The following is a 24,101-nucleotide window of genomic DNA, read 5'->3' on the forward strand; positions in this document are numbered from 1 at the left end:
CAGACCGATTGCACTAGGAAGACACCGGATCATTTATGATCAGATCATGGAATCCTTCGAGCACCCCTCGGGCTTTGGCGCTGTCTCCCGCAATGACTGTGATGAAGCCTTCCAGCGCCAATAATTCTCCACTGGCGGAATAGACGCCTCGTCCCTGCTCCCAAATCCACTTCACGTGTCCGGATCGATCGATGATCCGGTAGACAAGCTGGAAGTTGCGTTTCAGCATTACCTGTTTATGCACATGGTTCCATGCGTAGTCGCGGTCGTCCGGAAACATGATCTGCTGGAAATACAAGTTGGGGTCGTTCACCAAGTGGTAGGGTTCATAGCCGGTGACTTCAAGGCAGCCATCACTCGCGAATTCGAAACTCCAGTTGCGATCGCTTTTGCAGCGATATACCATGCCCGGAATGCTGTTGAGCAGGGTGCTGAGAGAGCGCCGCACCGCGCGTAGCCGCGCTTCGATCTCCTTCTGATGGTTGATGTCCGTCAATGTTCCGATGACGCTACGTTCCGGGTCATTGACGCCTTTGACGCGCATCTCGAGCCAGCGCGATGTATGGTTGCGCGCGATCATGCGCATTTCCATTCGGCAGTTGTCGCGATTGCCGCGTAGCAAGCCGCTGATCTGCGCATCGACCAGAGGTCGGTCTTCCGGATGAACGAAGGTGCCGAAGGGCTGGTTCACGCTGTCCGCGATGGTGTAGTCCAGCAGGTGTTCCCAAGATGAGCTGAGGACGGAAATATTGCCGTTGGAATCGGTCTTGAAGACGATCTGCTCCATATGCTCGATAATTTGTCGGTAATCGACCGGCGCGGCGCTGTCCTTCGTCGGTGATTGGACGGAAGATCCGGCCGATGGGATCGAACGGTCGTGAGTGGTTGTCAGATCGGGCGAGGGAATTGCTTGAGGCGCGTCCTGTTTGACTTTAATCAATACAGACGTTGCCGGTTCCGGCTCATGATTGGCTAATTCGCTTTGCTCATCGCGCCGCACAATTGGGGAGAGCACAAGTACGATAACGCCAACGAGTATTGCGGCCGCCCCAAGGCCGAACAGGGCGAACGCTTGTGTGGTGCTGAAAATGAGCATCGTCATGACCACGACCAGTCGGATGATCACCGAGATAGCGCGCTCTATCGTACAACCTCGCCTCGGTGATTGCTGCAACCATTTTGCTTATATCTCTCGGATGCGCAAAGTATTACGGCGCTACCCGCTCTATTTCGGAACTGCTGCGTTCCTCACGAGCGCCGCGTTCGCAGCTCTTCTGATCTTCACGAGCTCCTTCTTCTTATCAAACTATAATGCCGCCGTACGCACCGCCGTTGGCAAACTCCATCTAGCCCAGCTTTCATGGGTCGGGCAGGCATCAGAAGATAAGGTGAGCCGAAGTACGGATGTGGTTGCGGAGCCGTCACCTGATCTAGCCATCTTCAACGATCAGATGATCCTGCGGAATTCGGGTGTCAGCCTCGACTCTCTGAAGGATGGCAATCAACTCAAGAGCAAAAGCGCATCCCGCGACGCACTCGCCTTGCTGCAGCAGGCTGAAAAGAACCTCGAGCGAAATCTGGAGGCGAAACGTGTTCAAGTCGCGCTTCTCCAAATTATAAGCTTTTGTTTCCTTCTCTTTTGCCTTGCACGCTTGAGCATCAACGCACGACGGGTTCTTATCGATGGCGTCGACCGGATCGTGGGATCGGTATCTGTCTGCGAGAGCCAATCGCAATCTTTTCCAGCGCGCGATGAAATAGCACGACTTGAGCAGAGCATCAGCGGAGTTCTTACGCAGATCGCCAATTCCAGCACGGTCGCCGAGTCCCGCGCCTCTCTGGTACGCATGGGGCGCATACAGGATTATTTATCCAACGCCATAGGCTTAATGTTGCGCCATTCCTTCGGCGATTGGATGTTGCGGAAGTTCCTCTACGCTTTGGAGCGCGCTCTCGATCTTGAGAATACGGCTATCTTATTTTCGGAGGATGCGTCTGCGTTACATTCCGGACGATGCCTTTTCTCGAACCGAGAGCCCGTTCCACTGACAAAGGAGTTCTACGCGGAGTTATCCGCAGCCGGAGCCGGGACGATCGTTGAAGCGCAGTCGGATATTCCAGACGCCCGCAGGGCTGGTATCGGATTTGTGGACGCAACAGGGGAGATGAGTGTGCTTCTGGTAGAGTTTCCAGGAGACAGATCGCTTGAAGCGCTGGAGACCAAGACGCTGCGGATAACGGCAAGCCTGCTTTCTATGGCTGCAAAACTTGACGGCCATGACCAGGAAGCTCGACGCATTGCCGTGCTGGAAGAGCGCGCGGCCATCGCGCGGGAGCTCCATGACTCGCTCGCGCAATCCTTATCCTTCATGAAGATTCAGCTCGCGCGCCTTCAATCCTATCAAAACAATACCAGCGTAGAGTCCAAGAAGCAGATGAAGACTATTACGAGCGATCTACGTCATGGCTTGGACAACGCCTACAGGGAACTGCGCGAGTTGCTTGCCACCTTCCGAGTTCATATGGACGTCCGAGGTCTCGATTTTGCAATCGAGTCTGCAATCGAGGAATTCAGCCAGAGGTCCGGGCTGCCGATTTCCTTGGACAACAGACTAGTTGGCGCGCCTCTCACGGTGAATGAGGAATTTCACGTTCTGCATGTCGTGCGCGAGGCGCTGAGCAACATTCTCCATCATGCACGTGCCAACAATGTTTGGATTACGATGGCGCTTCGGCGAAATGGAGCGGTGGCCGTAACCATAGATGATGATGGGGTCGGGTACCGTCCGGCGGAAATCAAGGAATCCTCCCACCACGGCCAAACGATCATGAAGGAGCGCGCTTTCAGTCTCGGCGGAACGATTGACATCGCTCCCAGGCGAAACGGCGGCACACGCGTGAAACTGACGTTCACGCCGAAGAAATTGCAATACCAATGAAATACTAGGTGTCGATCATGATCAAAGTTGTCCTCATTGACGATCATCCTTTGTTTCGCAAAGGCGTTCGGCAAATGATCTCGCAAGACCCGAGTTTCAAAGTTGTCGGAGAAGCCGCATCCGGTCAGCAAGGCTTGGAACTCGCGCAAGCATTAAACCCCGACATCGTGCTGATCGACATCAACATGAAGGGCATGAGCGGGATTGATACTCTCCGCCGTTTGAAGGCAACGGATCTCCAGGCGAGATATATCATTCTGACTGTGTCGAATTCTGAGGATGATCTGATTGAGGCCCTACGCGCGGGCGCCGATGGCTATCTGCTCAAGGATATGGAACCAGAAGACTTGTGCACAAACCTCCTCAAGGCGTGGAGTGGAGCTACTGTTCTGCAAGATACGCTGACAGAGGTCCTTAGAAGCGCGTTGCTCTCGCCGGTGGGCGTGGGAAGTACAGGAGAGGAAACGCTGACACCTCGGGAGCGCGAGATCCTTGAATGCTTGGCAGACGGACTGAACAACAAGACGATCGCGCGCAAACTTGGTATCAGCGACGCTACCGTAAAGGTTCATGTCAAAAATGTTCTACGTAAGCTGAACCTCGCGAGCCGGCTTGAGGCTGCAGTCTGGAAACATAAATCCAAGCAGCCTAACCGAAGTCCGAGCAAAATCGATCAGGGGCTTCATTGACTACAGCTCGCCGTCCGGTAGACGAAGAGGTACAACCGACTCCTGATGTTGCATCTGCGGCAATTAGGAGCCTCATTCAGGGTGTCATCGCGGCCAAAGGGCGAATGATCAGCGTCCTGTCACTCGACATGATAGCCGCGACCTCGGATGTTTTGGCAGCATAAGAAGGGTACACAACTCACAGGGAGAAGCAGGACGACGTTCCCCGTCCTTTCCCGGTACATTTTGCGTCAACGACGCAATATCCGCGCTCATCTCAATACGCACAAACTGAATCTTAGAAATTGATCAGACCGCCGACACTGACGAGGTCGAGCCCTTGGAGGTCTGTCAACGCTGTCGTACCCGAGACGTCCGCACCGTAGTGCTGAACCTTCAGATAGACCGTCATCGCTGCCGCGTCGATTTCCTGTGCTATGCCACCACCGTAGCGGGAGAACTTGCTTCCGGTAGCACCAAGCTGCAGCGCCGCGGGCCCAAGCTGATCATCGTATTCAGCGTAATCGCCATAGATCACTGTCGCGCCGAGCGAGTTCCATTTTTTGCGAATGCCTGATTTGACGTACCAATGGTGGCTGTTCGGCGCGACACTTCCGTTTGTCAAAAGCGCATCGTTGTTGTCTTCGTGGCCGTAAGCGGCATGAACGAAAAGCCCCGTAGGCTCGTGTTCGATGTATCCGCCGGCCTGGAAGAACTGCGAATCTTTCGACACCATGACGACGGTGCCGCTGATCCCCTTATCGGTATTTTCGGAGTAGCCAGCACCGAGCAGAACCTTGAATTCGTTCCAGCGGCCGGCGTAGCGCGCGGCAATCTGCCAATCGTCGTCCTCACCCCAGCTTGCCGAAAACGACAAGCCGCCGAACACGGGCGAATCGTAGCGCACGGAATTCATCACCAGGCCATCGCAGTCACCGCCCAGCGGGACGTTTTGAGCATAGCAATAGCCAAGCTGGCCCCATGTCATGCCGGGCACAAGCACGCCGTTCCGGCGAATGCCAAACTGCGGGAAACCGGCAAGGAACGTGTAGTTGTCAATGATCTGCGTGCCCGATTGATCCGTAAGCATAGCGGCGCTCTTGGATGCAGGGGCCTGTCGCCCGACGCCGACTCTGCCGAGGTCCTTGCTCTGAACATACCAGAATGACATCTGGACATTGATGCCCTGGTTGAAGTCGGGCGAGGACTGATTGATAGCTGCGCCGGTCGTGGCGTTACGCCCAAACGGATTGTCGGCAAGGTTCTGTAGGCGGAGTGTATAGCCCGCTGTCCAACCGGGTGCGAATTGCGCTTCGCCCGTGAACTTCACATGCGTCGCCTGGGTCGGGCCGAGTCCGTGGAGATAGGCATTGCTCTCGGCACCATCGTCCCACCATGTCAACTCTTGGGCGACGTAACCCGATATCGCCAACGAGACCTTGCGATTGCCTTTGCGCGCTGTTGTGGCTTCAAGCTCGGCGACGCGCTCCTGGAGATCGCTGCAGCAGCCGTCCCCTAGATCCGCGGCATGCGATATGCTGGGCAAGCTCACCAACGCGCCGATTGCCAGCGCTACACGAAGATAATTGTTTGCTCGTTTCAAGGGTCACTCTGCTGCTTTGAGTTTCTGCGCTTCAATGATTGGTCCGATTTCGGTGTGGCACAATCCGCAATTCGTACCTTGAGTGTCTCTCCAATCGTTGCGACCGTGCGGTAACCTGCGCTGCGCAGCCGCTGTTATTTCCGTGATGCCGCCGTCGGTGATCTTGAAATGCGCTGCTGCGCCACGACGCCGCGTCGCAAAGCTTGCGCTGCGTGGAGGGCGCTCGAGGGCCTGACGCGTTGACGGAGACGAAGACTTTGCCGATTACTTCAAGGTCGACGAGATGATCGAGCCGGCCGATGAAGAGCATTGCACCGCCGTCCAGCTTTGTCGGCAAACGTAGCTCTGCAAGATCGGCTGTCATCATGCGCCGCGAACCAATCAGCACGATCCCGCGTTCAGCCGCTTTGCTATTTGCGGCAACGATGCGCTGATAAAGAAACCGGATGACACCATGCGAGATTCGAGTCAACACGCGCGGTCAAATCCGAGAGAGCCACAAGATCCTCGTAGCAGACAGGCACCGTTCGGTGCTGGACGGGCGCTTGTCCCCGCAATCGAAGGCGTTGTGCACAACCCTGAGTTGGGTAATGTTTGCTGAGCCGATGAAGCCCTTTGTTCGCGTCACGATGAACGTTTCCGACGCCGCGCCTGCGAGGTACTTGGCCCGCGCAGGCTGCGTCTACGATGCTTGCAAGACCTGGGTGCAGGCTCGTTCGGCCGAACTGATCGTGTTCACCAGAAGCATTGTCACGGTCATCGGGCCGACACCGCCAGGCACTGGTGTAATCATCGAGGCCCTCCGACGCACGGCCTCGAAATCGCAATCGCCGACAAGCTGCCCGTTTGCGAGACGATTGATGCCGACGTCGATGACGACAGCGCCCGATTTCACCATTGGTCCCGTTATGAGATTTGGGCATCCGGCGGCGACAACCAGAATGTCGGCAAGGATGGTGAATTGAGCGAGGTCTCGCGTCCTGGCGTGGCAAACCGATACCGTCGCTTCGCGCTGCATAAGCATAAGCGCCATGGGTTTGCCGACGATGTTGCTGGCGCCGACCACAACCGCATTCCGTCCCGCGATTTCGACTCCTGAATTGTCGAGAAGCAGCATGACTCCGTAAGGCGTGCACGGAGGAAAAACCGTGCCGCCAACGACCAGTCCCCCGACGTTATAGAGATGAAAGCCGTCGACGTCCTTTTCCTGGTCTATCGCTCCGAGGACTTCTTTGAGATCAAAGTGCTTGGGGAGCGGCAATTGCACGAGAATCCCGTGGATTCGCGGATCGGCACTTAGCTCTCTGATTTTGTCGATCAGAACACTCTGCTTTTCATCTCGGGAGAATAAGAATTTGTGCGATCGAATCCCCACATCGGCACAAGCCTGGATCTTTTTACGCACGTAAACGGCGGACGCAGGATCATCCCCAACCATAAGGACAGCGAGTCCCGGCGACACACCGTATCGAGCCTTCAGATCGTCTACGCGGGCGCGGCAGTCCAACCGCACTTTCGCAGCCACGGATTTTCCATCGATAATCGTTGCAGTCATCGGGTGCTCACTTAAAATTGTGTCGATCGTTTTGCTCATGCGCGGCGCGCGACGGTGGGGTTTAACAAGCGGACTAGAACAGACCCTCGATTTTGCCTTCGGCGTCGAGACGGATCTGTTCGGCTGATGGGGCCTTTGGCAATCCCGGCATGGTCATGATCTCGCCGGTCACGACGACGATGAACTCGGCGCCGGCCGAGAGGCGTAATTCGCGGATCGGCACGACGTGGCCGGTCGGCGCGCCGCGCTTCCCCGGGTCGGTCGAGAACGAGTACTGGGTCTTGGCCATGCACACCGGGAAATGGCCGAAGCCGCCGGCTTCGAAGTCCTTGAACTGCGTCTCGACGCTGGCGTCGCAGGCGATGTCGGCGGCGCGATAGATTTCCTGGGCGATGGTTTTCACCTTGTCGCGCAGCTTCATCTCGACCGGGTAGAGCGGCTTGAAGCTCGCCTTGCCCTCGTCGATGACCTTGACGACGTGGTGGGCGAGGGCTTCCGTGCCCTTGCCGCCGTCGGACCAGTGCGTGCACGAGAACGCCCGCGTGCCCATGCTTTCCGCCGCCTTCTGAACCTCGGCGATTTCGGCATCGGTGTCGGCGATGAACTTGTTCACCGCGACGACCGCCGGGACGCCGAACTTGTTGACGTTCTCGATGTGGCGCTTGAGGTTCTCGCAGCCCTTGATGACGGCTTCGACGTTCTCGGCCTTCAGGTTGTCCTTGGCGACGCCGCCGTGCATCTTGAGCGCGCGGACGGTCGCGACGATGACGACGACCGACGGGGCGATGCCGGCCTTGCGGCACTTGATGTCGAAGAACTTCTCGGCGCCGAGGTCGGCGCCGAATCCGGCTTCGGTCACCACGTAATCGGCGAGCTTCAGGGCCGTCGTCGTGGCCAGCACCGAGTTGCAGCCGTGCGCGATGTTGGCGAACGGACCGCCGTGAATGAAGACAGGGTTGTTTTCGAGCGTCTGCACGAGGTTCGGCTGCAGCGCGTCCTTCAGGAGCACCGTCATGGCGCCGTCGGCCTTGAGGTCGCGGGCGCGGATCGGCTTCTTGTCGCGCGTGTAGGCGACGATGATGTTGCCGAGACGCTCTTCGAGGTCCTTCAGGTTCTTGGCGAGGCAGAAGACGGCCATCACCTCGGAGGCGACGGTGATGTCGAAGCCGCTCTCGCGCGGGTAGCCGTTGGCGACGCCGCCGAGCGAATTGACGATCTGGCGCAGCGCGCGGTCGTTGACGTCGAGGACGCGCTTCCAGGCGACGCGGCGTTGGTCGATGCCAAGGGCGTTGCCCCAGTAGATGTGGTTGTCGATCATCGCGGCGAGCAGATTGTTGGCGGCGGTGATGGCGTGGAAGTCGCCGGTGAAATGCAGGTTGATGTCTTCCATCGGCACGACCTGGGCGTAACCGCCGCCGGCGGCGCCGCCCTTCATGCCGAAGCACGGCCCGAGCGAGGGTTCGCGCAGCGCCATGATCGCCTTCTTGCCGATGCGATTGAGGCCGTCGCCGAGACCGACCGTCGTCGTCGTCTTGCCCTCACCCGCAGGCGTCGGGCTGATCGCCGTCACCAGGATCAGATTGCCGTCGCTGAAAGACTGAATGTTATCGAGGTAGTCGAAGGAGACTTTGGCTTTGGTCCATCCGTAGGGAACGAGAGCGTCAGCCGGGATTCCAATTTTTGCAGCGATGTCGGTGATCGGCTTTAGTTTTGCACGACGTGCAATTTCGATGTCGGATCCTTGAGACATGCTGCTCGCTCCGCGGTTTCAGTTTATAGGCCGCGTTTCGTATAACGAAAAAAAAATTCTAGTAAAGCAACGTTGTCGACCGGGCGGCGATGCGGACTTATGTTGCGCCGCAGTCGGATGAGTTCCGGAGTGTGCGCATGGCGTTGAGTGAGCCTTCAAACTCGCAGTCAGGCAATGCGTGTGTAGCGAAATGCTCTTGTTTTCGGCGTATCTGTTATCGATCGAGTTATGTTGGCCTCTCTCTATAAGGCGAGGCTTATCATGATGAGTGCGCAAACCACTCAGGCAACAAGTTTTCTTTGATATAAATAAAACTAATTGACGAGCAAATATTCCAGCTTACCGCCGGCATCGATCACGGCTCGCACGATTGAGCCCATGTCGTGACGCGTGATCGAATCGTTTCAAATGCGCGGCACCGAACGCTCACCCGCCTGGTGAGAGATGCAATGGCGAAGAGATCCGCGAGAAGCTTTCAAATGCCATCGGCCATTGCCTTGCCGAGTCAAATCGTTCCGCTCTTATTGGCGACAGAGGCGCGTCCACGAAGCCACGCGACGTCTTGAGGACGAAGAAGCCGTCGACTTTCTGATCAACGCGCCTGACTATATGAAGCCGATGCGCTGAGCTCTGCCTCTCCTAAAAGGTCGCCTGGCTCATCGCGATAGCTATGCGTGGCTTCGTGGACGCGACCTTGCCATTGCTGCTCGATTTGCTGGCGGCGCGTACTTAATCGGAAGCTCCTGATAAAGGAATTGATGCTTTGAGTAGCGACACGCTGGCCGGGCTCGCAGCGACGGCGACGGAGTAATAGTAGAGTTTGCTGGCGAGATTGCCGGGCAGGATTTCGATTTTTCCGAACCACGGGCTCGCCGGATTGCTGCTCGCCCAGTAGTAGATTGGCAAATCCACGCAGAAGGCGTCGACTTTGCCTTCCGCCAAGCAGTCGTGGATGCGGCCTTGATCCGAATAGGCGACAAGGTTGGCGAGAAAAATTCTCCCACCGGGCTTGTCCCTGTTAGCAGACCAGCGAACGCCGGCCGCCTCCAAGACTTCGAATGCACCGGGATCATTGATGACACCGAGAACCTTCCCATCGAGATCCTCGAGTTTGCGGATTCGCGTATCGCCGGCGCGCCGAGCCAGAACGAATGGCAGGTAGGTATAGGTTTCTGAATACGCAACTTCGCGGTATGACGCGTTTGGAGGCAACGCGCTCCAGATGACGTCGACGGGCTGCTCGCGCTGTTTGGTGCCGACATGAAGCAATCCCGTCACGCATCCCACGGATACTCGACGAATGCGCACGTCACGCCGATCGACTGTGCATAGGCGCGTGCATAGTCGACATCCAGACCCATGAGGTCTTCGCGGGGGTGGCGGCGGAACGATAATCCCACAAACCCAGGTTCAATTCCGACCCGCAGAACTCCTCGCCTTTTGATTTCTTCAAGGCGGTCTCTCATCGGCGCAAGATTCCATCTTCGCGCAGCCTGGAGCAGCGGTTCGTGGGCGTCTTCGGCATTCACAGTCGCGGATGCGATATCCTCCAATTCCTGGACAGCCCAGCCGAGCCGCGCGCGTAAGCGGCGACCGGTGGTTCTTTGCATATCGACGAGTTCATCGATGACTTTGTTATTATCTGCGACGTCTCCGAGATTGACTGCCATCTCACTGATTGTCGTCGAAACGCGGCCGAGCGAGTCATTACTGGTCTTTCGAACCGCTGCAACGGCATCGCGAAACCGTTGCGCCGCGTTGTCAATCTGACTTTCCACATCACCGAAGTTCAGCAGAACCTCAGCTTCCTTTGCATGTCCCATGGTCGTTTCTGCGAGTCTGCCGACCTCGTTCGCCACGACGGCAAATCCCCGACCGGCTTCGCCTGCACGGGCTGCCTCGATGCGCGCGTTTATTGAGAGGATCTTGATCTGATGACCGATCTCGACGATCGCGGCCAGAATTTTCTTGGTATCTTCGGATTTATTGGAGATGAGTTCCATCAACGCGCTGAAGTCGCGATCGAGCTCATCGGACATGTTCTTGAGAGCGTCGCGGGTCTCAGTCTGGATATTCGTTGCGTTTGCGCTGCAGGTCTCCAAACCCTTGTTGGCGGCCTTCAGCGCCTCAGCAAGGCTATCCGTCCGGTGGGTTGTTTCTTCGAGAAGTCGATTTTGGTTTTCGGCAGCGTCCAGGGATTGGGCCGTAAGGTGCCCGCATTGAGAAGCGGCTTCGTGTACGATCACAATCGGAGACGTGAAGGGTTCGCGTGGCGTGGAGCGCCTGCTGGTCATTGTTGCCTCGCTGAATGCGTCGCCGAATGCGCGATGGCAATTTCAAACGGTGTCCATCATCGGCCGAGATACGGACAAACCACGTAGGTAAAAATGGCCGGAGAACGTCCCCGGCCAAGTTGATGAGCTCGTGGGTCAAACTGGAGGAAGCCATTTGGACCGCGGCTACGGTACGTGCCTCGTTCACTAAGAGGAACTATTTTTTACATACAATAATATCGATTTATACATCGCATAAGTGCGGACCGGTTGCCGTTCTTGGGGAGTTAGAGCCGAACTCGCGGTTTGAAGAACGCTATAAGGAGTATTGGTGCAGCGTGGTTTCTGAGCAGACGTCAGGGTGTTGCGTCGGCTGGTGATGGAGCCCGGCAAGGGGATTCAAAGCGGTAGCCAGCGATCAGGACAATGGTCTTCGGGCAAAGCGGCGACGGTGCGTGGGGATACCTTTTGTCGTCGGCTGTAAAGCTGACGCAGTAACGATCGCCATCGTGCGCGGGGTAGACCTCAGCGGAAGATTGGAAAGGTGCAATCAGGAGGATGACTTGCGCGCATTACGCGTCGCTACCTCCGCTTTATGACACAACTCTTTTCTGCCAATCGTGCGGGCGACGTACAGCAAGTACGTGAAAATAACAGGCATGATGGTGACTGCTATCAGAAATGAGACGTCATGCTTGAATGTTGCCATGGGACCTTCTCTCACACCGTCAGATAAGCAATGAGCTAATAAAATAATTCAGAATCTTGAGGGAGCTCAAACTAAGATCTCGAACACGGGCATAGCATCATCCTAGATTCCCTCGCGCCGCTGCAATAACCTTTGAGATATTATTGCAGCGCGTCCCGAACAATGCGTCGCATAACATTAGGGGTGGTTCAGCGGCTGTAGCAGTCTTAACCTACGATCTGGTCTTTGGCGCTTGATCACTTGCGGCTGTATGCACCTATTGTCGCTAGCCGGGGCGATGATGACATCAAGCTCCGATTGGATCGGAAACCGTCCCCATCGCGACTTGCTGCGCGGGCCCGCTCTCGCGTCGCAGGAGGGAGCACATGCAAAATCGGAACCCCTTGAATTGGATGCTGTCGGAAGCGATCGATACGCTTGCTCGCGCCGAGCGTCTGCATCGGCAGTTTTTCCAGCTGCGCTCTGGCGGTGGTATGGGAGAGCCATCATGGCAACCGCCAATAGACGTGCTCGAAACCGCGCGCGAGGTGCTGGTATTCGTTGCTTTGCCCGGTGTCGATCCTGCACAGATCACTGCAGTCATTGAGGGCGATGCGCTTGTAGTCGCGGGACGGCGCACACTTCCTCCGGAACTACGGGACGCGGTCATTCATCATCTCGAGTTACCGCAGGGTCGTTTCGAGCGGCGCGTTCCGTTGCCGCCAGGGCGCTATTCCCTTCGCCAGCACGTTGAGAATGGCTGCTTGGTTTTCAACCTCGCAAAGATGGCTTGAGGAGAAGCATATGGCACTTTCGGGAGATCCCAGCGAAGCCGGTCACGGCAACGCGGTAGCTCCGAAGATCGGTGATCAGAACGCTGCGCTTCCGTCCGACGCTCTGATTTTGCTTCCGGCTAGAAAGTCCGTTCTCTTTCCGGGGCTCATCCTACCGCTCATGATCGGTCGGGAGAAATCGATAGCCGCCGTTCAGCAGGCGGTGCGCGAGCAACGCCAGGTTGGCGTCGTCCTACAGCGCGACGCAGCGGCCGACGATCCTGGTCCGGACGGTGTTTATCGTATAGGCACGGTTGCCAACATCGTTCGTTACATCACGATGCCCGATGGTACCCATCACGTCATCTTGCAAGGCGTGCAGCGTATCCGGATACTCGACTTCATTCCGGGCACACCGTTTCCCGTTGCAAGGGTTGCGCATATTCCTGAAACGGAAACACGCTCGCCAGAGATCGAAGCGCGTTTCCGCAACCTGCAGAGCCAGGCTCTCGAGGCCATGCAATTGCTGCCTCAGGCACCTCAGGAATTGATTGCCGCCATCCAGGATGCGACTTCGGCCGGCGCACTCGCCGATCTTGCGGCTGGCTACATGGACATTCCTGCAGAGCAGAAACAGGAGATCCTTGAAACGGTTGATCTCATCACCCGTATCGACCGCGTATCGCGCCTTCTCGGCGAGCGCATCGAGGTCATGCGCCTCACTCAAGAAATCGGCAGGCAAACCAAGGCCGCGTTGGATGAGCGGCAACGCGAAGCTGTCCTGCGCGAACAGATGGCGGCGATCCAACGTCAGTTGGGAGAAGGTGACGGCAAGACAGAGGAGGTGAGGGAACTCAGCGAGTCCATCGCTAAGGCCAACATGCCCCGTGACGTGGAGGAGCAGGCGCGCAAAGAGCTTAAACGCTACGAGCGTATGCCCGATGCCGCAGCCGAAACGGGGATGATACGCACATATCTCGACTGGTTGACCGAGCTTCCTTGGCAATTGCCGGAGGAGAAGCCGATTGATATCTCCGGAGCGCGACGCATTCTCGATGAGGACCACTTCGGCCTCGATAAGATCAAGCGCCGCGTTCTTGAATATCTTGCCGTGCGTAAACTGGCACCGGAAGGCAAAGCGCCGATCCTATGCTTCGTGGGCCCGCCGGGCGTCGGCAAGACATCGCTCGGACAATCGATTGCTCGCGCGATGGGGCGCCCCTTCGTTCGCGTCAGCCTTGGTGGTGTCCACGACGAAGCAGAGATACGCGGTCATCGACGAACTTACATCGGCGCTCTGCCGGGCAACATCATTCAAGCCATCCGTAAGGCCGGCACACGCAATTGCGTGATGATGCTCGACGAGATTGACAAGATGGGCCGCGGCATTCAAGGCGATCCTGCCGCCGCCATGCTGGAAGTGCTCGATCCTGAGCAAAATAACACCTTCCGCGACAACTACCTCGGCGCGCCTTTCGATCTGAGCCGTGTCGTATTCATCGCGACGGCGAATATGCTGGACACAATCCCCGGACCGCTGCGCGATCGCATGGAGGTCATCAGCCTCAGTGGATACACTGAAAGCGAGAAACTTGAAATTGCGCGGCGTTATCTGGTGCGCAGACAATTCGAGGCGAACGGGCTAACGGCCGAACAGGCGGATATCGACGACGAGGCATTGCGTGCGATCATTCGCGGCTACACTCGGGAAGCCGGGGTTCGCAATCTCGAGCGGGAAATTGGCCAGGCGTTGCGAACGGCCGCCGTGCGCATTGCAGATCACAGTACGGAGCATGTCCACATCGGTGTGAACGATCTTGTGGGTGCGCTGGGTCCGCCGCGCTTTGAAAATGAGGTTGCCATGCGCACCAGTGTGCCTGGAGTTGCGACGGGCCTTGCATGGACGCCGGTCGGGGGCGACATTCTTTTCATTGAAGCGACGCGCGCGCCAGGCAAAGGCAGCTTCATTCTTACGGGACAGCTCGGCGACGTGATGCGCGAAAGCGCACAAGCCGCCATGACACTCGTGAAGAGCAGGGCCTCGTCCCTCGATATTGATCCGAAGATATTTGAAACGAGCGACATTCACGTTCATGTGCCGGCAGGTGCAACGCCGAAAGACGGACCAAGCGCGGGGGTCGCGATGTTTACTGCGCTAGTTTCACTTTTGACGGATAGGACGGTCAGAAGCGATACTGCAATGACCGGCGAAATTTCGCTCCGTGGGTTGGTTTTGCCGGTAGGCGGTATCAAGGAAAAGGTGGTTGCGGCGGCCGCTGCGGGTATCACCCGTGTGGTCCTGCCGGCACGCAACCGGCGCGATTTCGAAGACATTCCGGAAGATGCCCGTAACCGGTTGGAGTTCCTCTGGGCCGAGCGGGTCGACGATGTTATCGCAGCGGCGCTGGAAGAAAAACGTGCGAGGACGAGCCAAGCTGTGGGCTGACGTTTGTCCAAGTAGCTAACGCTCAGCAGGCAACGATCTGCCTAAAGAGTATTTTCAAGTCTTCTGCGGGCAAAGCCCACGCTGCATCGACGCGGGCCTTGCCGCACCGGCTGATAAGGCTAAAGCCGCTGCAGCGATCGCAACTTTGGATATGATCTTCATTGTAAGCTTTTTTACGGGTAAGGACCCAGAAGTCCAGCTTCGTCAGCGGGGCTCCTGGGATCTCGCGGCGAGCGACTAAGCGAGGATGATGATGTCGACCACTTCGTAGGTGTCGGGGTCGATGATCGCGATACGGTCGTCGTCCAGGAGGATGTAGTCATAGTCGCGATACGCTGGAACAATCTCGATCACTTCACTGGGCACCGGGTACAAATGTACCGAATGCGGTATCCGAACGCCAACGTTGACGGCGATGTTGAGATCGTGCGCAGGTTCGACGCGGTGGTTGGTGAAGACCGAACGAACACGCGTCTTTTGTTCCGTCGTCACGCTCGCGATCGAGCCTCGGCCGCCGGATCTGCCTTCTGTGCCCTCGCTGGCACCGGTTGAAGCGCCGCGTTCATTACGGTTCTTAAGATCACGTTCGTTGGTCGCATTGCGGCCGGAACGATCTCTGCCGCTCTCATCCTTTGCGTTGTGTTCAGAACTCTTCTTGCCACGCTCCGCGCGTTCGCGATTTTTGCTGTCGCGATCAAGATGCTCCGATCGCTTGTCTAACTTATCGGAGCTGTCTTTTTGATGCCCTGGCGAATAGTCGCGCGCCGAACCTTCTGACTTCATATGACCGGGTGACGACTCTTTAGCCGAACTGCTACCCTTCTGATGTCCAGGCGCAAAGTCGGACGCGGAAGATCCTGACGTTCCTTCGCTTGCGCCCGACGATCCACCGCCAGAACGTTCGTGAGATGGGCCACCGGACTTCAACTCGGAGGAACCTGAGCCAGAGGAGCTTGCTCCTGGGCTCGACATTCCCGTTCCGCCGCCGTTCTTGCCCATGTCACCTGCCCCTTGTGCAAATGCCACGGGGGCACCGAGCAATAAGGTGGCAACTGCAATCGAATATCTTAACATCTGCTTCTCCTACGTCGAATTCACTTCCCGAGTGTTTGAGATACAGAACGGAAAATTCTTCCCTCGGTTCCGTCAACCGTCGCAAACCGAGTAATCATAGTGCGGATCTATCGGACGTTCATGAGAATGCCGCGCAGCATTTATCGACATCGCAAAACGTGCGCGTGCTTCCAGCATGCTTCTGAATGGGCAGACTTAACTTGCTACAAACTGCGGTACAGTCAGCTTGTAATTTTCAGGCTGTTCTGAAACGGAAGATCGCGTTTGGAACGGCGAGTAGGCGCCTCTTCATCCTCTTGTCCGTCGCCGTTTTGTACGTTGAAATAGTGGGAGCCCTTGGCTTTTCACACCAAGGGCTCCTGGACCCTACTTTTTCAATCTCTCGAATTTTGGATCTTGATTGTCCAACCAAGGTCACTCAGAAGGGATTTCGGCTACTTTATTTCAGAGAGTTGTGAAATAGGGTCCGATGCTGTGCCCAGTTGAGCGCGGCTCGGTTGAAGGAAACCTGCGGGTTCCGTCATGGCTCCGTTCCGAGAGACATGAGGCTCGGGAAGAAGCCAAGCCGTCACGCCCGGGCCAAGTTTCTGCAAACTCACGATCTTACCGTTCCGGAATTGCACGCTGTCGCGGTGAAATGGACCATCCACTTGGACAAACGTTACCATTTCGGTCTCGCCGACATCTGCCATGGTCTGCACGCTGTCGGGTATGCGCGCCAGCTTCAATTCTGCGTCGCACGCGAGGCAAATCGCGATTGATTGGTCGCCGGGACTTATAAAACCCACGCTACCGCTCAGAAATCTATTGCTCACATACTCTTCGCCGTGGCGGGCAGGTCTGCTTTGATACATTTCAAGGGAATAATCGCACATGACCGAACTCCATCAGTTTGGCTGACGGAGGCGCCTCGCAGGCAGGCATTCATCGTTCCTCATCTGGGAAGGGCCGGAAACCGAGAGTTGCTCACCAGTCGGAGCGCAGCAATGCTGCCCACGTACGTCTCCCACAAACTCACATCAACTTCAGACATGCTAACAATTGACACGTGAGCTATGTTCCGGGTCAGGCATGACAAATGTGCATGTCGGAGCCCCAAGTTTGCAAATTTCAGCATGTCGACGCACATGAGGAGCGCGATAAGGTCCACGCACAGGAATGCTCGCTGCGTCACGCGTGGATACAGCGATTCATGTGATCGAGAAAAAGGCTTATCTATCTTGCTGCCGGGGAAAGCCGCGCGGCAAGTGCCGCGCGGCTTCGCGAGTCAAGCCGGCGGCAGTTGGAAGTAGTAGTGCCCGAACAATATCACGGCGACACCGAGCGCGAGAGCGAGGTATGGCAATAAGCCTGCGCGGCGCTCGCCAAGGTCCTGACTCTTAAGGTCAAGGTCCATGAGCATGTGGTCCGGAAACTTGCCTTTGTCCTGGATGTAGTGACGGAAGAAGAACACCGGCAGGATCAGCAGCCCAAAACCAATGCCGTACCAAAGCGAGTTCGGATTGCCCCAGACCTTCGCGCCGGCGCCCATAAGCAACAGATTGAAGAAGCCGAGGAGGACGTTGAAAGCGACGAGCCAGTTCGGCGTGCGGTAAGGCCTTGGAATGTTCGGGCTGTCGATGCGATGGATCCAGACGGACTGCAGATTGAGGAAGATGAAAATCATGTAGCCGACGTTAGAGATCGCGAGAATGAAGTAGTAGGCGTTCGTATCGGATGAGGCGAACGATAGTAGTCCAAGGTTGAAGATCAGGTCCGTCCACATGGCCCTGGTGGGCGCGCCGTGCTCATTCACGTGGCTGAGGTATTTCGGAAGCCATCCATCGACGCCGCCTTGGTAGAGCGTCCGGGAGGAGCCTGCCATCGCCATCATGATGGCAAGGATGAGGGCCAGGACCATCATCATCTCAAGAAGATGCGTGACGAAGGTAGAGCCGGCGCCCACCATTTGGCCCATGGCGGCAGCGACACCCGTTCCATCCACGATGCCAGGAGCCGTCATTCCCTCTAAGCCGAGATAGCCCTGGAACGTGGCAGCGACGAGAGAATAGAGCACCACGCAAAGGAGACCGGCGCGCACGATCGACTTTTTCGTATCGACGGCCGGATTCTTGAACTCACGCGTGTAGCAGACGGCCGTTTCGAATGCGTATGTCGACCAACCGGCGATGAACAGTGCACCAAGAAACTGAGTCCAGCCGCCGTTGCTCCAGTTGCCGACGGGCGGCACAAGGGGAACGAAGTTATTTGCGTGCACACTGCCGTTGAAGAAGGGCACAAGTCCGACGATCAGCATCGGCACGATGACCAGGAGCCCAATCCACATTTGCACGCGTGCCGTTCCGAGAATGCCACGGTGCTGAATGGCGAAGGCCATCAACATCAGGGCCGCGCCGATGAAGAAGGTCGAGCCGATTTCGACGTTGACAAAGCCGAAGAATGAAAAGTTGACGAGCGTGAGGCTGCGAAGGAGCGGCGTGTGCACTTGGGTTACGGCGGCAATGGCCAGCTTGGCCGCTTCTTCTGCGGACTTGCCGTCGATGACTGCTGCATTGGCCGCGGAGTGCAGCCATGCCACGACCTCCGGTGAGTTTGCCGTGAACGTGGGAATGGGCGCGATGGCGTTCAGGATATAGCCCGCCGCAATGGTGCACCCGAGCGATAGAACCGGCGTCCAGGCATACCAGTTACACCACACCGACAAGGGCGCGATAAGCTTACTGTAGCGCAGCCACGCGGCGGCACCGTAAACGGCCGCGCCGCCCGACTTATTCGCGAATAGGCCTGCGATCTCCGCGTAGCTGTAGGCCTGGAAAAAGCCCATCAGAACCGAAATGGCCCATACGAGAAACGCGAGCTTGCCCGCGGCCGCGCCCATGCCTCCGATCGAAATCATAACGAGAGCGGGAACGCCGCTCGCAATCCAGAACGCTCCTCTCCAGTCGATGGCTCGATGGAGGCCTGCTTCTTGGTGCGGGGCGGGGGCAAAAACCTCCGCTCTCGTCTCACTGACCATTGTCATCAATGCTCCTCCCTACGGAACAGGGCCCATTTCAGGCTTGGAAATTATGAGGAGCGATGAATTCATATAATTGCATACAACGCAAGCATTTTGCATTGTGTGCATTATAAACTTTTGTATTATGTGCAAAGCAGCATCTTCGATTTTGTGAACGAGGCCAGTCGTTGCACAAAAATTGCGCTGACTCCGGAGTCGTAATAGGCTCAGAAAAAACACGGGAAGTTAGCCAAACATGAGCAAAGAGAAGGGGCTGCGTAAAATTCGCCGGCCCGCAGCGCGCAAGCCTGCGCCGGACGCGGCGGACAACAGGGATTTCGCAAATCTTCCCCTTGAGAGTCGCATCGGGGCGGTCATCAAGCGTCGCCGTTCGGAAGCTAATCTGACACTCGCCGACCTGAGCGCGGGGGCGGGGTTGTCGAGCGCCATGCTGAGCCGCATCGAAAACGGCATGGCGATGGCTAGTCTCGATGCGCTGGAACGCTTATGCGCGGCCGTTGGCATCGGTCTGGGCGACCTTTTCAAGGAGACCGATACCCAGCGGGGAAGCGCTCAACTCGTCAAGCGAGCAGAGCAGATGGAAGTCGTGCGTGTCGGAACGAAATACGGTCACACGTATCGGCTGCTTGCCTACGATCGTGGGCCCCGCAAGCTTTTCGAGCCCTTCTTCATCGAAATGGATAAGAAAAGCGAATCCTATCCGCGATTTTCCCATCCTGGCACGGAATTCATTTACATGCTTCAAGGCCGGATGGAGTATCGCTTCGGAGATAAAACGTATCTCGTCGAACCGGGCGATGCCTTCACCTTTTCCGGCGACGTCGTGCATGGCCCGGAAAAGCTTCTCGATGACCGGATAAGATTTCTGGCGATTATTTTCTATAATTCTTGAGATCGCGCACAAAAAGGCCGGAGGCTTGTAAGCCTCCGGCAAGTGGAGGTAACCGCGGAGTGGTTACCTCGCTCCTGGGATCCATGATGTGCCGGCCAGCGGAACGCGAGCCATTGCAGAAGCTTCCAACGTGAGAGCCACGAGGTCTTCGGGCTCGAGATTGTGCAAGTGGTTCTTGCCGCAGGCGCGCGCGAGTGTCTGCGCTTCAAGCGTCAAGACTTTGAGGTAGTTTGCGAGGCGGTGGCCAGCGAGCACCGGATCGAGACGCCGGGTAAGTTCCGGCGTCTGTGTGGTGATGCCCGCCGGATCTTTGCCCTCGTGCCAATCGTCATAACATCCGGCCCGAGTACCAAGCTTCTCGTATTCCTTTTCCCACTTCGGATCGTTGTCGCCGAGCGCGACAAGTGCGGCGGTTCCGATGGCCACTGCATCCGCACCCAGAGCCAGAGCCTTGGCGACGTCAGCGCCGCTCCTGATGCCGCCTGAGACGATCAACTGTACCTTGCGATGCATGCCGAGATCCTGGAGCGCTTGCACGGCCGGAGGGATCGCCGACAACAGCGGAATGCCAACGTGCTCGATAAAGACTTCCTGCGTCGCCGCCGTGCCGCCCTGCATGCCGTCGAGAACGATGACATCGGCACCGGCTTTGACGGCAAGGTTGACATCGAAGTATGGGCGGCTCGCACCGATCTTCAAATAAATCGGTTTTTCCCAGTCGGTGATTTCGCGCAACTCTTGGATCTTGATTTCCAAATCGTCCGCGCCCGTCCAGTCCGGGTGCCGGCATGCCGATCGCTGGTCGATCCCCTTGGGAAGCTGGCGCATCTCGGCAACGCGATCGGAGATCTTTTGACCGAGCAGCATGCCGCCGCCGCCGGGCTTGGCGCCTTGGCCGATCACGATCTCGATGGCGTCAGCTTTGCGGAGATCGTCCGGGTTCATGCCGTATCGCGATGGAAGATATTGATAGACGAGATATTTCGATTGCCCGCGTTCTTCGGGCGTCATGCCACCGTCGCCCGTCGTGGTCGAGGTCCCGGCCGACGATGCACCGCGCCCAAGCGCTTCTTTGGTGTTGGCCGACAACGAGCCGAAGCTCATCCCTGCAATGGTGATTGGTATAGAAAGCTTCAGCGGTTTCTTTGCGAAGCGCGAACCAAGCACGACTTCCGTACCGCACTTCTCACGGTATCCCTCGAGCGGATAGCGCGACATGGATGCACCGAGAAGGAGCAGATCGTCGAAGCAGGGAACTTTGCGTTTCGATCCGCCACCGCGGATATCGTAGATGCCCGTCGTGGCAGCGCGCCGGATTTCCGAAAGCGTATACTCATCGAAGGTTGCCGACGGACGCGGAGCGGTCGTTGGCCAGGATCTCTCATGCTGAGTCATCAGTACGCTCCCGCGTTGTCGATATTGAAATTGTAGAGCTTGCGTGCGGAGCCATAACGGCGGAAATCCGAGACATCGACCTTGAATGCCTCGCCGGACGCTTTGAGCAACTCATGGAGTTCGGCTTTGTGCTCGTCACGCATTTGCTTTTCGATGCAATCGGCACCGAGGCTTGCAACGGGGCCGCGGACGTAGATGTGCGCTTCGTAAAGCGAATCTCCGAGCGCATCTCCTGCTTCGCCGAATACGACGAGCCGTCCGTTCTGGCCCATGAACGCGGAAAGATGGCCGATATCGCCTTTGACGACGATGTCGATGCCCTTCATCGAAATCCCGCAGCGTGCCGACGCATTGCCGTCGACGATCAATCGTCCGCCGCGTCCCGTTGCGCCGGCGCTCTGGCTGGCATCGCCTTTGACATGGATGAACCCTGACATCATGTTTTCGCCGACGCCTTGTCCGGCGCTCCCTTCGACGATGATCGTGGCCTGCTTGTTCATGCCGCCGCAGTAATAGCCGGCATTGCCTTGGATACTGATGGTGATGTCCGCATCGACGCCTGCGGCGATCGAGTGCTCTCCACCCGGATTGGAGACGGTCCAGAGCGTCTCGTTAGTATCGGGCGTGAGACGATGAAGTGCTGCATTGAGTTCGCGGACGGGTGTTTTTGAAAGATCGATATTCGGCATTAGGTGCGCTCCCAGAAGTAAACTGTCGCCGGCTTCGGTTCCCAAACCTTGGCGGAAGATATGCCGGGAAGCCCTGCGAGGCTTTTGTACTCGGAGGCGAAGGCGACGTACTGATCGGTCTCGGCCATCACCGCCGGCTTGCAGGCGATCGGATCGCGAAGAACACCAAATCCTTTTTCCGTCCCGACAACGAACGTAAAGAAACCATCGAGGTCATTGAGGCTCGACTTGAGTGCGCCTTCCAGCGATTGCCCGCTCCGCATCTGCTTCGTCAGATATCCGGCGGCGACCTCGCTGTCGTTCTGAGTTTTGATTTTGATGCCTTCGCGCTCAAGCATCCGGCGCAGGCTCGCGTGATTTGAAAGGGAGCCGTTGTGCACGAGGCACTGGTCTGCGCCGGTCGAGAACGGGTGTGCGCCATCCGTGCTCACCGCGGATTCTGTCGCCATCCGCGTGTGCGTGATGCCGTGGGTGCCGGACATCCCGCCAATTCCGAATAGCGCCGCAACGTCATCGGGGTCCCCGACTTCCTTGAAGATCTCGAGCCGTTGACCTTCGCTGACGATGTCGACTTCGGGTAAGTTCGCCTCAAGCCAGGCTTTTGCCTTGGGGATCTGCTCCGAAGCAAGTGTCAAGACGGCATGCGAATAGTGAGTGGCAACCGGTGCTTTCGGAGCGACGGCATCGCGCAATCGCTTTGCTGCCGTCTCGATATCGTAAGCGGGTGTCGGCCCGGCGATAGTCAGCTTCGTTTTGCCATCCTGGCCAGCGCTGTAGATTGCGAAACCCGCAGAATCCGGACCACGGCTGCATAAAGTCGCCGTCATTTTGCTCAGAAGCGCCCCGAGCTGAGGCTCAAGTTTCGGATCTTTGATGAATAGTCCGGCGATGCCACACATAATTTTCTCTCCTGCTGTATTTCAAATCCTCAAAAGAAGCTGAGGTAGCGTTGGGTTTCCCAATCGGAGACATGACGGTGGTAGTCCAGCCATTCGTCACGCTTGAGGGAAACGAACTCGTCGATGAAGTCATTGCCGAGCGTTGACCGGAAGAGATCGCTTTGTTCGAGCTCGTCGATAGCCTCGCTGAGCGACTGAGGAAGAATTTCGATTTTTCTTTCTCTGATTTCGGGCGGTGTCAGCGCGTAGAAGTTGATATTCTGGGGCGGGCCCGGATTGATTTTGCGATCGATGCCATCGAGGCCGGCCGCAATAAGAGCAGCTTGCGCGAGATAGGGATTCATCCCGGAATCGCCGACACGCAACTCGACGCGTCCATAAGGAATGCGCACCATTGCGGTGCGGTTGTTGTTGCCGTAGGCGACGAAAACAGGAGCCCACGTCGTTCCCGATGCCGTGCGGCCGACAACCAGCCGCTTGTAGGAATTGACCGATGGCGCAAGCAACGCGGTCAAGGGACCGGCATGAGTGAGGATTCCGCCGGTGAAGTGGTAGGCCAGCTGAGACAGACCCATGCCGGTCTTGTCTGAGGCATCATGGAAGAGATTCTTGCCATTCCCGTCGGCAATCGAACAATGAATGTGCATGCCATTGCCCGTCATCGAACTCTTGGGCTTCGGCATGAATGAGCAGATCGCGCCGAGCTCGTGAGCAATTTCGGCAGCCGCCATCTTGAACAGAATGATCTGGTCTGCCGAGGTTAGCGCGTCCGCATATTTGAAATTGATCTCGTACTGGCCATTGGCGTCTTCGTGGTCGATCTGATAAACATCGATGCCAAGCGTTTGCAGGCACTCGGTGACGCGTTCCAGAAAAGTGCGCACACGTGACAGACCACGAAAATCGTATGCGGGTTTCTGCAGGCTGTCGGTATCGTCGAAGGGCGCAATTGATCCATCAGCTCTACGCTGAAGCAGCGAAAATTCGGGCTCGATGCCGGTCATCAACGACCAGCCGCGCTCCGATAGGCGAGCAATCTGCGCTTTCAGGATGTTGCGCGTATCGATGAGATGCGGTTTGCCGTTGACCATTCCCGTGCCCATCATGCGAGCGTATCCCGGAGCCCAGGGCACGAGCGTCAAGGTCGAAAGATCGCCGACGACCATGTACTCGGGCTCATGCGGCGCGAGACGCATGCCGAAGACGCCGCCACCCGCAAATCCGACGCCGTCCGTCAGAATGTCCTCGAAATGCTCGACGGGGACAGCCTTGCTCTTCGCCACTCCATAGATGTCGACGAATTGAGCCAGCACATAACGGATGTGGTTTTTTGCCAGGAATTGCTTCGCTCCCGCGACGTCGAGGTTTGCGGGTGTTGCGTATTGGTTTGGTGCACGGCGCAAGGCCCAGTGGTCCGTTTGCAGCATTCCATGTTCCT

At 57.1% G+C, this 24,101-nt stretch carries 18 protein-coding genes; 5 read left to right on the top strand and 13 right to left on the bottom strand.

Features of this window, described 5'->3' with window-relative positions; genetic code table 11:
* Positions 1–13: 13 nt before the first annotated feature.
* Positions 14–1,102, bottom strand: a complete 1,089-nt coding sequence (locus tag HYPDE_RS03035; RefSeq protein ID WP_244437764.1) for a PAS domain-containing protein — start codon at positions 1,100–1,102, stop codon at positions 14–16.
* Between HYPDE_RS03035 and HYPDE_RS03040 the strand changes: the two genes are divergently transcribed.
* Both HYPDE_RS03040 and narL read left to right on the top strand, forming a co-directional pair.
* Positions 1,101–2,939: a histidine kinase gene (locus HYPDE_RS03040; protein ID WP_244437765.1), complete on the top strand. Its 1,839-nt coding sequence runs from the start codon at positions 1,101–1,103 to the stop codon at positions 2,937–2,939. The two genes, HYPDE_RS03035 and HYPDE_RS03040, sit on opposite strands and share 2 nt — an antisense overlap.
* A 17-nt stretch (positions 2,940–2,956) precedes the next feature.
* Positions 2,957–3,628 carry a two-component system response regulator NarL gene (gene narL, locus HYPDE_RS03045; RefSeq protein ID WP_041320781.1) on the top strand — a complete coding sequence of 224 codons (672 nt, stop codon included), beginning with the start codon at positions 2,957–2,959 and terminating at the stop codon, positions 3,626–3,628.
* Between the two features lie 277 nt (positions 3,629–3,905).
* Here narL and HYPDE_RS03050 read toward each other — a convergent pair whose 3' ends face one another.
* The 5 genes from HYPDE_RS03050 to HYPDE_RS18405 all read right to left on the bottom strand — a co-directional run bounded on the left by HYPDE_RS03050 (position 3,906) and on the right by HYPDE_RS18405 (position 10,809).
* Complete coding sequence (locus tag HYPDE_RS03050) at positions 3,906–5,210, bottom strand: porin (protein ID WP_015596876.1); 1,305 nt, start codon at positions 5,208–5,210, stop codon at positions 3,906–3,908.
* Between the two features lie 682 nt (positions 5,211–5,892).
* The gene (folD, locus tag HYPDE_RS03060) at positions 5,893–6,765 is read right to left on the bottom strand and encodes a bifunctional methylenetetrahydrofolate dehydrogenase/methenyltetrahydrofolate cyclohydrolase FolD (RefSeq protein WP_041319878.1); all 873 of its coding nucleotides are present in this window, start codon (positions 6,763–6,765) and stop codon (positions 5,893–5,895) included.
* A gap of 73 nt (positions 6,766–6,838) precedes the next feature.
* Positions 6,839–8,515, bottom strand: coding sequence for a formate--tetrahydrofolate ligase (locus HYPDE_RS03065; RefSeq protein ID WP_015596879.1), 1,677 nt, complete (start codon positions 8,513–8,515; stop codon positions 6,839–6,841).
* Between the two features lie 729 nt (positions 8,516–9,244).
* Positions 9,245–9,793, bottom strand: a complete 549-nt coding sequence (locus tag HYPDE_RS18400) for a substrate-binding periplasmic protein (RefSeq protein ID WP_187290857.1) — start codon at positions 9,791–9,793, stop codon at positions 9,245–9,247.
* Positions 9,790–10,809, bottom strand: a complete 1,020-nt coding sequence (locus HYPDE_RS18405; protein ID WP_051111955.1) for a methyl-accepting chemotaxis protein — start codon at positions 10,807–10,809, stop codon at positions 9,790–9,792. Before HYPDE_RS18405 ends, HYPDE_RS18400 begins: the two co-directional genes overlap by 4 nt.
* A gap of 1,053 nt (positions 10,810–11,862) precedes the next feature.
* Between HYPDE_RS18405 and HYPDE_RS03075 the strand changes: the two genes are divergently transcribed.
* Both HYPDE_RS03075 and lon read left to right on the top strand, forming a co-directional pair.
* Positions 11,863–12,270, top strand: a complete 408-nt coding sequence (locus HYPDE_RS03075; RefSeq protein WP_041319880.1) for an Hsp20/alpha crystallin family protein — start codon at positions 11,863–11,865, stop codon at positions 12,268–12,270.
* A 10-nt stretch (positions 12,271–12,280) separates the two neighbouring features.
* Entirely contained in the window at positions 12,281–14,695 is a 2,415-nt protein-coding gene (gene lon, locus HYPDE_RS03080; protein WP_015596882.1) for an endopeptidase La, read from the top strand.
* Positions 14,696–14,932: 237 nt separating this feature from the next.
* Here lon and HYPDE_RS03085 read toward each other — a convergent pair whose 3' ends face one another.
* The 3 genes from HYPDE_RS03085 to HYPDE_RS03100 all read right to left on the bottom strand — a co-directional run bounded on the left by HYPDE_RS03085 (position 14,933) and on the right by HYPDE_RS03100 (position 18,785).
* Complete coding sequence (locus HYPDE_RS03085) at positions 14,933–15,478, bottom strand: DUF1236 domain-containing protein (protein WP_244437766.1); 546 nt, start codon at positions 15,476–15,478, stop codon at positions 14,933–14,935.
* Between the two features lie 725 nt (positions 15,479–16,203).
* Positions 16,204–16,644 carry a hypothetical protein gene (locus HYPDE_RS19005; RefSeq protein WP_144061162.1) on the bottom strand — a complete coding sequence of 147 codons (441 nt, stop codon included), beginning with the start codon at positions 16,642–16,644 and terminating at the stop codon, positions 16,204–16,206.
* Positions 16,645–17,036: 392 nt separating this feature from the next.
* Positions 17,037–18,785 (bottom strand): APC family permease, encoded by a 1,749-nt coding sequence (locus tag HYPDE_RS03100; RefSeq protein WP_015596887.1) that lies wholly within the window; start codon positions 18,783–18,785, stop codon positions 17,037–17,039.
* Between the two features lie 238 nt (positions 18,786–19,023).
* Between HYPDE_RS03100 and HYPDE_RS03105 the strand changes: the two genes are divergently transcribed.
* Positions 19,024–19,680, top strand: coding sequence for a helix-turn-helix domain-containing protein (locus HYPDE_RS03105; protein WP_015596888.1), 657 nt, complete (start codon positions 19,024–19,026; stop codon positions 19,678–19,680).
* A 63-nt stretch (positions 19,681–19,743) separates the two neighbouring features.
* Here the strand turns inward: HYPDE_RS03105 and HYPDE_RS03110 are convergent, their stop codons facing one another.
* The 4 genes from HYPDE_RS03110 to glnT are packed head-to-tail and all read right to left on the bottom strand — an operon-like array spanning position 19,744 to position 24,090.
* Positions 19,744–21,075, bottom strand: coding sequence for an FMN-binding glutamate synthase family protein (locus tag HYPDE_RS03110; RefSeq protein WP_015596889.1), 1,332 nt, complete (start codon positions 21,073–21,075; stop codon positions 19,744–19,746).
* Entirely contained in the window at positions 21,075–21,764 is a 690-nt protein-coding gene (locus HYPDE_RS03115) for a protein glxC (RefSeq protein ID WP_015596890.1), read from the bottom strand. Before HYPDE_RS03115 ends, HYPDE_RS03110 begins: the two co-directional genes overlap by 1 nt.
* Positions 21,764–22,663, bottom strand: coding sequence for a class II glutamine amidotransferase (locus HYPDE_RS03120; RefSeq protein WP_015596891.1), 900 nt, complete (start codon positions 22,661–22,663; stop codon positions 21,764–21,766). Before HYPDE_RS03120 ends, HYPDE_RS03115 begins: the two co-directional genes overlap by 1 nt.
* Before the next feature lie 29 nt (positions 22,664–22,692).
* A complete protein-coding gene (gene glnT, locus HYPDE_RS03125; protein WP_015596892.1) occupies positions 22,693–24,090 on the bottom strand; it encodes a type III glutamate--ammonia ligase in 1,398 nt (465 codons plus the stop codon).
* Positions 24,091–24,101 lie beyond the last annotated feature (11 nt).

This window comes from Hyphomicrobium denitrificans 1NES1 (assembly GCF_000230975.2).
GTDB lineage: Bacteria > Pseudomonadota > Alphaproteobacteria > Rhizobiales > Hyphomicrobiaceae > Hyphomicrobium_B > Hyphomicrobium_B denitrificans_A.

Bases quoted from the DNA above. Each gene is read 5' to 3' on its own strand.
- HYPDE_RS03040 (WP_244437765.1), top strand. From the start codon at position 1,101: ATGACCACGACCAGTCGGATGATCACCGAGATAGCGCGCTCTATCGTA.
- HYPDE_RS03035 (WP_244437764.1), bottom strand. From the start codon at position 1,102: ATGACGATGCTCATTTTCAGCACCACACAAGCGTTCGCCCTGTTCGGC.
- narL (WP_041320781.1), top strand. From the start codon at position 2,957: ATGATCAAAGTTGTCCTCATTGACGATCATCCTTTGTTTCGCAAAGGC.
- folD (WP_041319878.1), bottom strand. From the start codon at position 6,765: ATGACTGCAACGATTATCGATGGAAAATCCGTGGCTGCGAAAGTGCGG.
- HYPDE_RS03065 (WP_015596879.1), bottom strand. From the start codon at position 8,515: ATGTCTCAAGGATCCGACATCGAAATTGCACGTCGTGCAAAACTAAAG.
- HYPDE_RS18405 (WP_051111955.1), bottom strand. From the start codon at position 10,809: ATGACCAGCAGGCGCTCCACGCCACGCGAACCCTTCACGTCTCCGATT.
- HYPDE_RS03075 (WP_041319880.1), top strand. From the start codon at position 11,863: ATGCAAAATCGGAACCCCTTGAATTGGATGCTGTCGGAAGCGATCGAT.
- lon (WP_015596882.1), top strand. From the start codon at position 12,281: ATGGCACTTTCGGGAGATCCCAGCGAAGCCGGTCACGGCAACGCGGTA.
- HYPDE_RS03085 (WP_244437766.1), bottom strand. From the start codon at position 15,478: ATGAAGTCAGAAGGTTCGGCGCGCGACTATTCGCCAGGGCATCAAAAA.
- HYPDE_RS19005 (WP_144061162.1), bottom strand. From the start codon at position 16,644: ATGTGCGATTATTCCCTTGAAATGTATCAAAGCAGACCTGCCCGCCAC.
- HYPDE_RS03100 (WP_015596887.1), bottom strand. From the start codon at position 18,785: ATGGTCAGTGAGACGAGAGCGGAGGTTTTTGCCCCCGCCCCGCACCAA.
- HYPDE_RS03105 (WP_015596888.1), top strand. From the start codon at position 19,024: ATGAGCAAAGAGAAGGGGCTGCGTAAAATTCGCCGGCCCGCAGCGCGC.
- HYPDE_RS03110 (WP_015596889.1), bottom strand. From the start codon at position 21,075: ATGACTCAGCATGAGAGATCCTGGCCAACGACCGCTCCGCGTCCGTCG.
- HYPDE_RS03115 (WP_015596890.1), bottom strand. From the start codon at position 21,764: ATGCCGAATATCGATCTTTCAAAAACACCCGTCCGCGAACTCAATGCA.
- HYPDE_RS03120 (WP_015596891.1), bottom strand. From the start codon at position 22,663: ATGTGTGGCATCGCCGGACTATTCATCAAAGATCCGAAACTTGAGCCT.
- glnT (WP_015596892.1), bottom strand. From the start codon at position 24,090: ATGCTGCAAACGGACCACTGGGCCTTGCGCCGTGCACCAAACCAATAC.